The sequence below is a fragment of the Oceanobacillus sp. MO10714A genome (genome assembly GCF_037072045.1).
In the GTDB taxonomy this organism is placed as follows: Bacteria; Bacillota; Bacilli; order Bacillales; family Amphibacillaceae; genus Oceanobacillus; species Oceanobacillus indicireducens.
The window spans coordinates 379,206-393,186 of the sequence record NZ_JAXHDC010000001.1 but is presented as its reverse complement, the minus strand read 5'-3'; the positions used below and the strand labels follow the sequence as shown (position 1 = coordinate 393,186).

Genomic DNA, 13,981 nt, shown 5'->3' with positions numbered 1-13,981 from the left:
TCATGCTGCCTCCAATTTATTTATTCTCGCTTCGAGTTTTGCAATTTTTAATACTAGTTCTTCCTTTGTTAGATTAAGATTGTCATCTAATTCTTGGATGGCTTTCCACGACAACGACCGCATAGAATACCCGTCAACCGCATCGCCATCCACAATACAGCTAGGTGTTTCTCGCTCGATGACCAAGCCGATTTCTCTGCCATTTACACCCTCTTTCTCATAGTCATAGATGACAGACTGATTAATTAAGTCGAGTGCACTCCCTTCAAATTTACGAATATCACGCTTAAATTTTTCGCTAGATGTTTCGTAAACCTTGGATGTCCGCAAAGATCGATAGCTTGACGTGGATCCCGGTGCTGTTATTCGCACCTCCCCATCCGAACCTCCCGGTCGAATATAGATATGCTTACCACCAAGGGAGCTGTTAAATGCAAATACATTCCCGAGGATTTTCGCGGCTCGTACATCACGGTAAATGCTGCCTAGCCCTTTGTTAACTACTCTCAATTCGCTATCAGCACCGATATATGCGTTATCCGTGGACGTAATCATAGCTGTGTTGTATATACGTCTCGCGTAAATGTCCCGGTAAGTCGGACTGCCGGAGGAGTTTTCTAAATAGCCTTTATTGACGACATGCATCGCGCTATCTGTCCCCATCCACAAACTAGTGGAGGTCGTTCGGAATCCTGCCCCGTAATAAACGGAAGCCCGTACATCCCTGTATACTCCGCTACTAAGTAAGCCTTGTGACATTACTCGTAATTCTCCGCCATCCGTACCGATATAGAAGTGCCTACCAATTGGCGAGCGTATCGCCCTAGTACGTATATCGATGTAGTCATAGTCCGTACTACTACCGCCCCCACCTAGCGTGCTCCATTTAACAGTACGTACCTCTCCCACTTCTCCGGTATCATCCGCTGCTAAGTAGACGTTTAAATTAGAAGTGCCTAATGCGGCGCTCGTGACTAATTTTGCATCCGCCTGAAATCGCACACTACCACCTGCGTTGTATCCGTAAAAACCAGTAGGACTCATTTGCAAATATCTATTGTTGGCATTTTGCAAACGAATATTTCCGCCTGTTATTTCCATGAAGTCGGTACCGGTAGAAGATCTGAATCTTGAACCGTAAATATCTAATCCTCTAAGATTAATAAGCGTTACTTGTCCAGCATCTAATACTCCGGTAGTGAGTTTTCCCGCATCTATAGAAGTAATATTAGCATTACCAACTCGGAAAGTACCTGTGACTGTTGTGTCGCCGTCAAGGATAAGTTTCTTACCGCTGATTAAAACACCGCTTGTGTCGATGTTAATCTGGTTGATAACGTCGCCTTTCATTACCCTTAAATTGATGTTTTCGGCTAGTTGGCTAATTTGAGATTGGGTATAATTTATGGCATCTTCAGGAGATGGCTGCCATCCTGTAACTGGTCCCCTTTGCAACTGTTCCCTTGCGATTATAAAGCTTAAAGAATCTGATACATTTAACGCCTGAAATCTGGGTTGAAACCAATCATAATCTTTGCGTCTTTTCCCATGAAGGATAACGCGTTTGCTAACACCAGGAGCAATATCCTCCCCTTGTCCTCCACCAGTTGGCGATAATCCGTTTAGATAAACCCTGACAGTATTATTCCCTACGTTTTTAATATAGATCGAATAAGTGTAGTTTTCTTCTAATACCAATGGCTCGGTAGTATAATTTGCTGAAATGTATAGTGCCTTTATAGTATTAGTTCCTCCTGAAGTATCTAATCTATATGCTTCAGGAAATCCCCATTCTTCACTCATATCTACCTTTGTATAAGTGACTTTAGCACCTTGATAACCAGAGCCAAACTTTCCATTTAAATTTTCCGTTTGCTTGAGCAAATTCCGCCCGTCGAGGTTTTCTAAATCATACTTAACACTCTTAATCGCGCTATCCAAACTAGAAGCTGTCTGAGTGAGTATATTAATATTACCCTCGGCATCTTTCATTCTAGTTTGCAAGGTATTGGCTAGCTGTGTGACGGAAGATATGTCACCTTCTGCGTTAGTGATACGATTTTGCAAGCCTTGGGCCGTGTTGGATAACGTACTAATATCACCTTCCGCATTTTCAATCCTCCTGCCGTAACTCTCGGTAGTTTGATTGATTGTAGTGATGTTACCCTCAACACTCTGCATCCTGCTGGTTAACCCCTCGGCCGTAGATAAAGACTCCTGCGCCTTATCAAATGCTGTTTGGGCTTCAGCTAATGCTTCGTTTGCATTGCTTGTGGCTAAATTAGCTTTTTCAACGGCTTCATCTGCCCGATCATGTGCAGAGTTAGCAGTTTCTTCAATGTCTTTCACATCCGCACTAACAATTAGTTGCCATTGAATACCGTCATAACGATAGGTGCGTGTGTATTCGCCGTCGACTACCCTAAACCATATGTCATCAACATTACCTGTTGTCGGTTCATCTGGTCCATAATAGATGGTGTTTTTTCCATTGACAGCACGAATAGCTTGATTGGCGTTTTTATCTATTTCATCAACCTTGTCAATGATTCTTCCAACGTCATTAACTTTATCCGTAAAAGAAGCTTTTACATTACCGACATCGACAGCAATATTTTTCTCTGCAAGCACATCATACTCAATACGATTGACAATAGCCGTACCTTCTACTTTTAACTTGCCATGCCTGACCGTTATGGTGTCACCCATACCAACAAGCTCAAGGACAGCAACATCTTTGTATTCTTCTGTTTCCCAAAGATGTTCAAATTGGACTTCCATTTCAACTTTAGGTTTATCTCTGCCCGTCTCTTCGAACCAGCTACTGGCCACCTTTAATAAATCTTGACTGGTTTCAATGCCTTCTTCGCTCGAAAAGTCCACAGGAAGGATATAAGGCATTTCATAGTCATCAATGTGCGGGCTATCAATATACTTGCCAGGAACAGTGATTAATTGTTCTGGTTCATCTTCCGTGGCTTCTTTATAGACAAACGGAAAAATTCTTGTCTTTAAGCTGCTTATATCAAACTCGGCATTTAGTCCAGTAAGATTCTTTTTATAAATCACTAGGACACCATCATCAGAGCCGCGCCTGTCATGCATAACTAACCTAAAATTGTCGCGTTCAATTTGACCACCCCAGATCTGCAAGACAGAGCCTTCCATACCGCCAATCATTCGTAATGGATTAGTACGGTATAAGTTTGTGCTTGATTGCGTAGTTGTATTTGTGCTGGTCACATCAAACGGATGAGGATAGGCTGTGCTTGATCCGATTAGTTCCATGACCTGCTTCTTGGTTAGATTATTTGCATGTAATTCCTCAACAAAATTATTTCCCAAGTCATACGTGACATGTTGGCCAGCAATAATAAGATTGTCGTTTTCGTGATTTTTGGTGATGGAGTAAATTCTAAACAGCTGCTCTTCTTGCTTATCATTTGCTTTGGCTTTGATAATCATTTCTTCTTGGATAACATCAGCCAGGAAGCCTTCACTGTCATACTCCATATTTAATTCAAACATGCCGTTTAGTTCTTCGGTAGCAATGGCTGAAATGGTTCCGGTTAGTAATCCCAAGCCATTATGGATAAAGTTTGTTTCGTTAGCATTATAAAGCTTTGGGTACATTGGTTACCTCCTTTCTTTGTGACATAAAAAAGAGCCCTAGATAGGCTCTTAAATAAGACTTTTAAAACTTTCAATTAGATGTTTCTCTATTTCTTCAATAGAAAATTTCCCATGTTTACAATACGTTTTGCCATTATCAATGTTAATTTCATCAATATTTGTTACCTGACCATTTTCTTCTTTAGTAACAGATATCTTCTTGTCATCTAGTTTGTACTCTAAAGTAGTATCAAATACTTTAAGATTACACTTATATGCTGAACTACTTATCTGTACTTCTTCATAATGTCCTTCTAGCGCAATATCATTACTATAAAAATTTGATACATAAGTTATTATTTCACTTATAGTTTTCTGTGCTAGTTCACTATCTTTGTTTCTTACTCTTTCTGAAATTTTCCTTCCTAATTCTTCTTTGTCCACTACATTCCCCTCCTACGTAAACTATCTTAAATACATAGTTCAACATAAAAGGAGAAATTCCTTTTATTAATTATTAAATGTACCATGCTCTATTAAAGTAGTTCTGTCTACATGAATCTTATTTCCCTTAATTTGAATACCTTCTTCGCTTATATTAATGGCGCTGATTACCTCGTTTTTGTCGACTTTTGTATTGATTTGACTTTGAAGGTTGCCAGACGCTTGTGTGAGAGTGCTAATTTTCCCTTCTAAATCCTTTATTTTCAATTCCAACTCTTTAATTTTATCCTCCATTTTAGTCCCTCCCGAATTTTTTATAGTGACATTTTTCGCTTCTAATGTTCCGTTTTTTAAATCGATTGAAGTATTTCCATTTTCGCTAATCAACACCTACACCCACCTCCATCTCGGATTAATTTCTAACTTGCTTATGTCTCCATCAAAACTAATCACATTACTTCCATGCCCTAAAACAGGAAAATCACCAATCATATGGTTGTTAAGATTGGTGATAATGCCGTTGTTGTTTCTGTATGCATTCATCAGTTCTGAATCTATAATAATCGTGCCGTTAACGTCCTGTATGGTGATTACTTGGTCATTGATATAGATTTTACCTGTGCCAGTTGCATGCGCTGTGATGACTGGCTGGGATTCATAGCCGGGATTGTTTAGGGTAGTTCTTGTTGTGATGGTTCTGGAAGAATCGGCAATTTCGTATTGGAACGGATCGAGTGTGAAATCAACAATAAACTCACCAAATGTAACAATCTCATTCTCCGCCTCATTAATTTGCGCACTTTTAATTTTATAAAAAACTTCATCATCATCATCAAAAGTTATCATTTTAGCGTTTAGCAAATGCATTTTTGCTTTACGAAAGATCGGTTTGAAACTATCCTTATCTTTCATATAAAAACGTACGGGTAAAGGAATATCCTTATATCCGTACGTTTTTGTTAGTGTGCCGTGCCTTCCCCGTATTTCTACATGCTCGATGTCACGCTCTGGAGTGGGCACAACGATTCTCTCTTTCGGATGGATTCCGTAATCATCTGTATACACATCATTTATTTTAATCTTAGAAGCTTTTAACACTTAACCACCCCAAGCTGCGTTTTTTCTATTACCGATAATATTCAACCCCTCATCTACTTTTCGATTAAGTTTATATAAATCTAAGTCCTTACCTAACAATCTAGCTAGTAGATCGTTGGATTTTTTTAGATATTCGTTTTGCTCCATCAGAAGCTTTAGCACTTCACCATTATCATTACTATCACTTTCCCCACGGACAACAATGTTTGATTCGCTTGTTTTATTATATAAAGAAAGTAACCTGGCCAATTCACTGTTACCTAAAGAGCTTGCCCATCCATCAGTACCTGTTGCATAACGTGGAGCATTCTTAATGATTCTTTTTGTTTCTTGATGTGGTACAACATGCGCCCCTCTCGGCAAGTCCAATAGCGTGTGACTGCTAGGTGATAAAAATGATCGTCCGCTAGGTAATCTAACAAGCTCTGAACCTTTCTCACCAATAACAGCAGGACCACCAGGGTGACCGCTTGGAGGTGTCCCTTTTTCCCAAAATTTCAGCTTACTTAATCCCTTGCCCACAAAATTAATTACTTTCGTCACCGGACTTGATGCTTGCCTATTTACTTCGGCCACATTGCTTGCACGTAATTGGACAAGTTTACTTCTTGGTGCAATAGCTCGCTCATTCAATTTATTTACTGTATTGCCATCTGTGACAGATACCGTTTTACTGACATCTTTTCCAGCCTCTTTCGATCGTTCCTGTTCCTTCTTAATTCCTGCATCAGTTTTTTGATTATTTTTATCAATGGAATTACCTTGCTTATCAAGCTTACTCTTAGTTTGATCGGTAGCATTACCTTTTTGTTTTTCTTTTTCAGTGCCAGTTTCGATTGAATCTTTCACTTGATCCCAAACGCCGAGTTCTTGGAGAATCTTTTTAATCACGTCATCATTCTTTGCTTTTTTATCCTGGAGTGCACTAATCTGCTTATCTATTTCTTTTTTATTAGCACCCTCTTCTTTCTTTTGCTTTTCAAGCTTCTCGATACCTTTATCATACTCTGAATTTTTGTTTTGAAGCTGTTTTACAATGTTACCTTCTTCAACTTTGATTTCAGTTGATTTGGCAAGACTATTAATCTTTTGTTGCTCTTCTTCAGATAGTTTTGAGATTCTTCCTTCTACTAAAGAATTAAGGTCCTTATATAAATCCAATTCGGTATTGATAATATCTTTAGCCTCGTTCTGTCTTTCAACAGTGGCAGAAAGCTTATCATAACGTTCTTGTTCTTTCTCACTCAAACTACCGTTTTTTTCTAACTTACTTTCTAGGTCTTCTAATTCTTCTTTATTTTTATTTATTGCTTTATCAAGGTTAGCTAAACCTTTTTCGCCTTCTTCATTAATGCCTGCTTGTTTCAAGAGGATATTTGCATACTCCCAGTCCATTTCTCGTATTTTTGCAAGTTCTTCTTCAGAGGCTTCAACCGATTCTCTTTTACTTGTTAACTGATCTTGTAACATTAATCTTGCTTCATGTTCCTTATCTGTCAAGATGTCTCTTAACGCTATCTCTTCTTGGACTAATGCTTCTTTTAATTCAGCACTAACATTTTGATCTTGATAAAGTTCGCTTATTTCCTGTAATCTGCTTTCAATCTGTTCTTTACTCAAAAGTGAAGCATTATCAAGTAATAACATTCCTCTTTCGATATCTTCTATTTCTAGATTCTTTTTTGCTATTTCATCAAGTAATCTTTCCTCCTCTTTTAGAGCTATTTTCCTTTGATTCCCTAGCTCTACCCTTGAAGATTCTAGCATTGCCTGCACATACTCATTGACTCGATCAGTATTTTCAGCAAACGCATTTCCTTGTTCACTAATGGACGTTTTCAGATTGGGAGTTTGATCGATAATAGTTTCGTTCGCTTCAAACAGTTTCTTTAATTCATCTTTGGATAAGCCCGATTTCTTTGCTAATTCATCATATTGATTTTGTAGTGCTTCAATTTCACCAGGATTGCTTGATTGGGAAATACGAATATTTAAATCGTTTAATTCAGCTAATTCCGCATTACTTATCTTTGCCTTTCCTGATAACTTATCGAATGATTCGGCTGCTTTCTCAAGTTCTATAGCTTCATCTGTTAATGATTCAGCTAAATCCAGACTAACTTCATTCGCTTTTTTCTTTTCTTTGTACATGGAATAAGCTGCGCCACCGACAGCGGCTAGTCCTGCTACCGCAATACCGCCAACAGCCATTGGCCCTAAACTTGTTAGTCCTGCCACTAAACCGGCTCCGCGAGCAACTCCTATTGCTTTTGATAATTTACCCGTAACTTTTAAAACAGATCCAAGGCCACTTGTTAACTTACCAGCAAGTTGTAAAGCTGGACCGCCAGCGACAACCATTAATCCCAAACGATGAATCATTTGTTTTTGTCCATCATCTAAGTTTTGGTACCACTCGACGACATCCATAATTGAATCTTTCATTTTATTAAATGCTACTCTTGCTGTTTCTCCCATTTCAGCTGCGCGCTGTTGTATTTCTGGTGACTTAAGCATTTCGATAAAATCAGCGAGTGACTTCTTGGAATCTTGGAAAATACCACGCAAGAAATTTTCTCCAATAATGCCGATGTACGCTTTTGTATTGGCAACCATACCATCCCATGATTCGGCATAAGCACTAGCCATACCACCGGCAAAATCTTCCATAACCTTTAAAAAGTCTTTAGATGATACCTTGCCATCCGTAACCATTTCACGGAACTTTTCTGATGACACGCCTAAATGTTTGGACATAGCTTTACTAAATCCTGGCATACCTTGTTCAATGGAATTTAATTCCTGTGTCATCAGTTTTCCGTTACCTTGAACACGGTTGAAAATCATTGCCATTTCTTCAACAGGACGATTTGCACCTACTGCAGCATCACCAACAAGCTTGATATATCGTTCAAGTTCTTTACCTTCTTTTACTCCTGCAGCAAGTGCACCTGCTGCGACTGCTGTACCTTCTGCCATTGTGGTCATTCCACCATCAATAGCTGTCGTTACTTGGTCAGATATGCGTCCAACCTCTTTGGTACTGTAACCTAATCCTTTAAGTTGCGCTTGTGCCGCATCAAGACCTGTAAGGCGTTTCCAGCCAAGAGCACCAACCAATCCAGCTGCTGCGGTAGTAGCAACTAAAGCGGGCTTGGTTATTTTGTTAGTCATTTTGCTACCGACGTCATCCATTTGGGAGCCAAAGGTTTTCAGCTTACCGCCATAACTTTCCAGTTTATCGCCCATCTTAGTCCAATTGGAATTAGCAATACGTTGCTTTTTTTCAAAGTCAGCAAGCTCTTTTTTTGTTCTTTCGATATAACGCTCTAGGTTATTCAGTGCAGCTGCTTGGTTGTTATATTCACGGGCGGCCTTTTCAGCTTCCTTAGAACCATGTCCGTGCTCTTTGACCATTTCTTCATATTCTTTCTTGGCTTCAGCAACTGCACGTTTTTGTACTTCAAGTTTTTTGTTTAATCCGGATAGGCTCGTTTCATATTTTTTGACGCTTTTTTCACCAAAATCAAAAGCAGACATGTTACGTTTCATTTCAGAGTTGACTGTTTTTAAATTATCTTTTAAACCTTTAAGTCCTCTATCAACGGACAAATGGTCTAAATCTAGTTCAATAGCCAAACCTTTTATTTTTTCCAAGTCTGCACCTCCTAACCTAGTAAGTCAAAGAATGAATTTGCTTGTTTGACTTCGACTTTTTCTTTTAGAATTTCCATGACATAATGGACAGGCATATCAAGTATTTCGTTAATGTCCTTGCCTTCTTTCATCAAATCACGTGCAAATTTATCCATGCTCTTCATTAAAGCTTGCGGGGTTATTTCTTCCCCGCTAGGAAGTTTTTTGTATCATCACTCTGCTCCCCACTTGCAACAAAGAATAATATTCCTTCAAGCACCTCTTGAGCATTTCCTTGATCTGTGTAACCAGGTCCAGGAAAACGATTGTAAATATCATCTTTTGTGATTTTTCCGCCGAAAGCTTTTTCTGAAAGAAATTCAATGATTTTGTCATTTTTATCATCATCAGACATTTTGGTATTTCCGATAACTTCATTCAATAAGGACACTGCTTCACGAGACGTTTTAAACGATAAAAATGGCACAGTCCACACCTTTTCAATTTCCGGTTCATCACCGTTATTTACTGCTTCCGGATTTTTAATGAGTTCAATTTTTTCACGTTTTAAATTAGACATCTTCATTCCTCCACATAAAAAATAGAACAGACCTTTTAGGCCTGCTCTTTATTGATTCACCCCTGTATTACTCCCACTTTAAAGTTACTGTTTTATCGGTTGACGTGGCAGTAACATTTACGGGCTTAAGAGGGATTTTCTTCTGGTTTCTTTGCATCAGGATGTTCTACACCAAAAATGACTTTGTACAGCTTATCCCTGTTTTCAGTTTCTCCCGGTTCATCAGCAACAATGATAAAAGTCATATTCTCATCAAAACCATCAACTTCACGCGGCATGAATTCTCCCTCTGTATTATCTGTACCGAATTCAACAGATTCACCCTTCGTATTTCCTTCAACGTCAGCCATTTTGAATTTTCCTTTTGTAAAACCAATATGTTCCGTTGAACCATCTTCCATTGTGCGAGTGAACATACAGCTTACATACGGTGGATTAGGTGACCCAGACAAACCCACTAATTTACCACTCTTCTTCCATCCATAAATAATAGTTCTATCTTCTAGAGGAATTTTGTGGAATTGAGTAGTTAATTGCGTCGCATCAGTAGAGATCGCCATTTCAGCCGTCTCGTTGTCTCCATAAGCCTTAACAATATCTTGTGGTGTACTAATATTAATGTTTTGCAAAAACTTAATACGCTCTGCCTGATCCTCATTAATTCCTGTGTCATCATTTTTCGTTGTTCCATAATAAAAATCCGTTAACCCAGTAAAGGATAAATAATTCTTTTCTGTTTCTGGCATTTATATCACTCCTATAAATTATTAAAATCTTTTCGGTATGCCTTGCCACGATAACGACGAGCATCACGAAAAATGTCATACTCGTTGTCGTATTCATCCATACCGTCAATTTGCCTAAAATTAAGTTTCCACATAAAGTACTGTATTTTATTAGCAATTAGATTACGTTCGTCCATATCTTTTGACCACACGTCAATTTGAAACATGTAATCATCTGTTAACCAAGTATCATCAGCATAATCTCCAGGCTTAGGGACAACTAAAGGGTCAATGATGATATGCGTTTCTTTAATATCAGCAGGCTCTGGATATTCATAAAAATCAATTCTATCGCCTGCCAGATCACTGATAACTGCATCAGCAAGTAGCGCATTATAAATAGTCCATATCATTATATCCCCTCCAATACAGCTTGTTTAATAGCTTCGCGATATGCATTTTCAGCATTACGCATCGCTCGTGCAATTGCACCCTTACGTGGTGGATTCGGAATCTTAACAGTTCCCCATTCATTCAAATGTATAATTCGATAACGGCCATGAGGACCATTAAAATGTACTTTTACAACTTTCACGCCACCAATGTATTGAGGTCCAGATATTGTTATATCTTCAACTGTCCAACCTTTTGCGTATTTCCCACTGGTGCCGATTGATGCCTTTAATTCTTTAACAAAAACCTCTGCGCCTTTAAGTAGCGCCGCATCACTAATACGGTCCATATTCTCTTTACCAAAACGACGATCTAGTTCTTCTAACAGTTCATTAACACCCGTCATTTTAATATCAATCATGTTGCCAATTTCCCAACTATATTAATAAAATTAGGATCTTTAACGTCTGGCTGAACATGCTTAATATTGTAAGGGTCCGGATAAATACTATCCTCGATTTTGACAAAATGCTTATTCGTTGGTGTGTATGAGCCGATGGGATTACGGATGATAATTGTTACTTCTGATAGGGTTCCATTTTGCTTAGCGCGTTCTAAGTCTTTGAGCCATACTCCATCTATCTTGGCCAGGCATTCGAATAAAATTTTCTTTTCTTTTTGCCCTGGCAATGGTCCACTTTTTTCTCCATATTCATAAAAGACAACTGGTGTATTAAAATCGCCGCTTCGATAACGTGGCGGTTTATATTCATTCTTCCACATCTTCATCACCAGCCATTTCAAGACTCAAAGAGATAATTTCACTTAAAAAATTATCCTCAAAATATTCAAGAGCATCATTGTAAGCATAACGAGCACGTTCAAAGACTAGTTCCCTTGCTTTTGTGTGTTTCTTGATGTCAAACTTCCCTATTTTGGATTCGACAAAAGCAATAGAAAAGGACAACAACTCTTTTAAATTGTCATCCTCTCCATCGTGAAAAATATGCATCTTGTCTTTAAATTGTTTTAATAAGTCATCAGTGACCAAGTAGATCACCTCTCTTATTCTTCCGGATCCGGTTCAGGTTCGGTTACATTAACGGTAGCTGTATCAGATTTATTTTCAGCAGTAGCTGTTATTGTCGCTGTTCCTTCACCTATTGCCGTGACAGTACCGTTTTCAACAGTCGCTACTCCATCATCGCTAGATGACCATGTGACATCTTGTTTAGCTGTTGACGGTTCAACTGTTGCGTTTAGTTTACGAGTGGCACCAACTTCTAAATTGTTTGTTTTAGGTGAGACTGTAACTGATTCCACATCGCTATATTTTGTTTTAACAATAACTGGTTCTGATCGTTCAGATTCCTTTTCGCCAATAACTTCGGATACGGAAAAAGAGTACTCTGTGTTAGGAGTTAATCCTTCGACAGTGTACTCTTTACTTTCAATACCTTCCGCTATCAATTCGCCGTCTTGATATACATTATAAGGCATGTACATTCTCCTTTCTCATCTATTAAAAATAGCCCTGATTAAAGGCTAGTCCCACTGTAATTTGGCAGCGGTATCTGTTGCACTAGCCTTTAAATTTACGGGCTGCTTAGGGAGTTTCTTCTTCTCCTGGTACTGGAAATTGAATGTCCAAATCATATACGACTGCTGCTTTATTATCTTTCGGACGCCCGTTTGCGAAACGTTTAATCGTGTAAAGCGTTGCATCTTCAATGGCTAGTGTTTGGTCAAATTTCTTCAACTTGTACCCACCGGCAATAGCCGCAATGTATTCACCTTGTACAAAAAACAATGCTTTTCCAACTGGAATTTCTTCTGAATCAACTACCGTTAAGTTATATGGTAGGTTAGTTACAAATGTCCCTGAATCGTTTTGAATGGTGTGACGAGCATTCACTGCTAACAAATCAATTGGATTCACAACCATAACGACTTTATTTAACACTTTACGGTATTTGTCATCAGCATCTTTAGATAAATTAGAAAGCACTCCATACAATTCACCGACAACAACCTCACCACGTTCAGATGGAGCAAATGTTAATGTTCCACTTGATTCTTTATCTGTAACTGCTCCTGTATCTGGATTAACATCTTTGAGTAAACCAATAGGCTCATCTTGTGCAGGTCCACGACCGTTAACTAGTCCGTATTCAAGTCCAGCTGCTAAAGATTCGATTAAAAGAGTAACCATATAGCGGTCAACCCACACTGGACCAAGTTCTAACATGTCATTCGGGATTGCTCCAAATGCTGTTAATTTAAGCTGGGTAATTTTTTCGTCACGGAATGCAGTGTTAACTTGTCCGCTAATATCTCCCATGATTTCTTTCCATGCGTAAGCAAGTGTTGGGTCAGAATAAATGAATTTCGTGACAGCTCCTAGGTCTTGTAAACCAATAGCTTGTAACAATGGACGATCTTTTACTAGACCCTCAAAAATACGGTCTTGTACAGATTCCGGGAGAACAGACTCATCATTAAAGCCACCATCTTCCACAATTTTATTATAAAAAGCTGTTTCTTCTGATGTTAAAACGTGGCTTCCCCGAGAAACTAACACCTGTGTATCCATGGAAGAGTTACGTGCATCCGCTGTAATTTTCTCTGTTAAATCCTCTTGTAATGCTGTAAACATTTCATCTACTGCATTTTGTAATTGTTCTGGTGTAGCATTTTCATCTTTCAACAATTTTGTATAAGCTTCTTTCTTAGCTTTAAAATTTTCCATTTTACCTTTTAATTTCATAACCATAAATTATTCCTCCTAAATTTGGAATTAAAAAAAGAACCCTCGTCTTTGTGCAGCTGCTGGCTGTTTGGGTTCCTTTTCCTTTTCATTTAATTTTTGTTTCAATTTTGTAATTTCATCTTCAAGACTAATAATTTTCTTTTCAAGCTGTTTATCTTCAGCTTTTATGGTGTTATTAAATTCTTTAGCTTTGTTGGAGAAAATCTCACTTTCGACCTCTTCAGCTGCTACATCATCCACAATTTCATCAATAAAACCATATTCTTTTGCTTTCTTAGCCGACATATAAGTTTCTTCTTCAAGCAGTTTTTTAACTGTGTCGGCATCAACTTTATGAGTGTAAGACGCTAATACAGATTCGCCAATGCTCTCTAAATCATCTGCGACCTTGCGTAAATCTTTAGCATTACCACGCGCAACAGTCCAAGCATTATGAATCATAAGCTGGGTATTAGAATACATTTTTAATATGTCTGCTCCCATAGCAATTACAGATGCGGCACTTGCTGCAATACCTGTAATTATTACAGTAACTTTTCCTTGGTGAGAACGTAAAGTATTCATCATATCGATTCCTAAAAATACATCTCCACCATAAGAATTAATTTCAAGAGTAATATCTTCATCCTCTTTGACGGATCTCATTTTTTGGTTAAAATCCCAAATGGAACTGTTCCAAGAAATGATGTCGCCTTTGATTTTATGCTTCAATCTTTCTCACCT

At 38.4% G+C, this 13,981-nt stretch carries 15 protein-coding genes; all 15 read right to left on the bottom strand.

Annotation, left to right across the window (positions count from 1 at the left end):
• A complete protein-coding gene (locus SPD53_RS02195) occupies positions 1 to 3,633 on the bottom strand; it encodes a phage tail spike protein (protein ID WP_336251532.1) in 3,633 nt (1,210 codons plus the stop codon).
• Positions 3,634 to 3,681: 48 nt separating this feature from the next.
• Positions 3,682 to 4,056 (bottom strand): hypothetical protein, encoded by a 375-nt coding sequence (locus SPD53_RS02190; protein WP_336251531.1) that lies wholly within the window; start codon positions 4,054 to 4,056, stop codon positions 3,682 to 3,684.
• A 66-nt stretch (positions 4,057 to 4,122) separates the two neighbouring features.
• Positions 4,123 to 4,446, bottom strand: coding sequence for a hypothetical protein (locus tag SPD53_RS02185; RefSeq protein ID WP_336251530.1), 324 nt, complete (start codon positions 4,444 to 4,446; stop codon positions 4,123 to 4,125).
• Positions 4,447 to 5,154 (bottom strand): distal tail protein Dit, encoded by a 708-nt coding sequence (locus SPD53_RS02180; protein WP_336251529.1) that lies wholly within the window; start codon positions 5,152 to 5,154, stop codon positions 4,447 to 4,449. It abuts the gene before it with no gap.
• Positions 5,155 to 8,811: a tape measure protein gene (locus SPD53_RS02175; RefSeq protein ID WP_336251528.1), complete on the bottom strand. Its 3,657-nt coding sequence runs from the start codon at positions 8,809 to 8,811 to the stop codon at positions 5,155 to 5,157.
• Between the two features lie 11 nt (positions 8,812 to 8,822).
• Complete coding sequence (gene gpGT / locus SPD53_RS02170) at positions 8,823 to 8,966, bottom strand: phage tail assembly chaperone GT (protein ID WP_336251527.1); 144 nt, start codon at positions 8,964 to 8,966, stop codon at positions 8,823 to 8,825.
• A gap of 23 nt (positions 8,967 to 8,989) precedes the next feature.
• The gene (gpG, locus tag SPD53_RS02165; protein ID WP_336251526.1) at positions 8,990 to 9,370 is read right to left on the bottom strand and encodes a phage tail assembly chaperone G; all 381 of its coding nucleotides are present in this window, start codon (positions 9,368 to 9,370) and stop codon (positions 8,990 to 8,992) included.
• A gap of 125 nt (positions 9,371 to 9,495) precedes the next feature.
• Positions 9,496 to 10,116 (bottom strand): major tail protein, encoded by a 621-nt coding sequence (locus SPD53_RS02160; protein WP_336251525.1) that lies wholly within the window; start codon positions 10,114 to 10,116, stop codon positions 9,496 to 9,498.
• An 11-nt stretch (positions 10,117 to 10,127) separates the two neighbouring features.
• Positions 10,128 to 10,508, bottom strand: coding sequence for a hypothetical protein (locus tag SPD53_RS02155; RefSeq protein ID WP_336251524.1), 381 nt, complete (start codon positions 10,506 to 10,508; stop codon positions 10,128 to 10,130).
• Positions 10,508 to 10,909 carry an HK97 gp10 family phage protein gene (locus SPD53_RS02150; protein ID WP_336251523.1) on the bottom strand — a complete coding sequence of 134 codons (402 nt, stop codon included), beginning with the start codon at positions 10,907 to 10,909 and terminating at the stop codon, positions 10,508 to 10,510. Before SPD53_RS02150 ends, SPD53_RS02155 begins: the two co-directional genes overlap by 1 nt.
• Positions 10,906 to 11,271, bottom strand: a complete 366-nt coding sequence (locus tag SPD53_RS02145) for a phage head-tail adapter protein (RefSeq protein WP_336251522.1) — start codon at positions 11,269 to 11,271, stop codon at positions 10,906 to 10,908. Before SPD53_RS02145 ends, SPD53_RS02150 begins: the two co-directional genes overlap by 4 nt.
• A complete protein-coding gene (locus SPD53_RS02140; protein WP_336251576.1) occupies positions 11,258 to 11,500 on the bottom strand; it encodes a phage gp6-like head-tail connector protein in 243 nt (80 codons plus the stop codon). The genes SPD53_RS02145 and SPD53_RS02140 overlap by 14 nt, the downstream gene beginning before the upstream one ends.
• A gap of 53 nt (positions 11,501 to 11,553) precedes the next feature.
• Complete coding sequence (locus tag SPD53_RS02135) at positions 11,554 to 11,988, bottom strand: Ig-like domain-containing protein (protein ID WP_336251521.1); 435 nt, start codon at positions 11,986 to 11,988, stop codon at positions 11,554 to 11,556.
• A gap of 106 nt (positions 11,989 to 12,094) precedes the next feature.
• Positions 12,095 to 13,261 (bottom strand): phage major capsid protein, encoded by a 1,167-nt coding sequence (locus tag SPD53_RS02130; protein ID WP_336251520.1) that lies wholly within the window; start codon positions 13,259 to 13,261, stop codon positions 12,095 to 12,097.
• Between the two features lie 24 nt (positions 13,262 to 13,285).
• On the bottom strand, positions 13,286 to 13,969 hold the full coding sequence (locus SPD53_RS02125; protein ID WP_336251519.1) for a head maturation protease, ClpP-related: 684 nt from the start codon (positions 13,967 to 13,969) through the stop codon (positions 13,286 to 13,288).
• Positions 13,970 to 13,981: the final 12 nt, after the last annotated feature.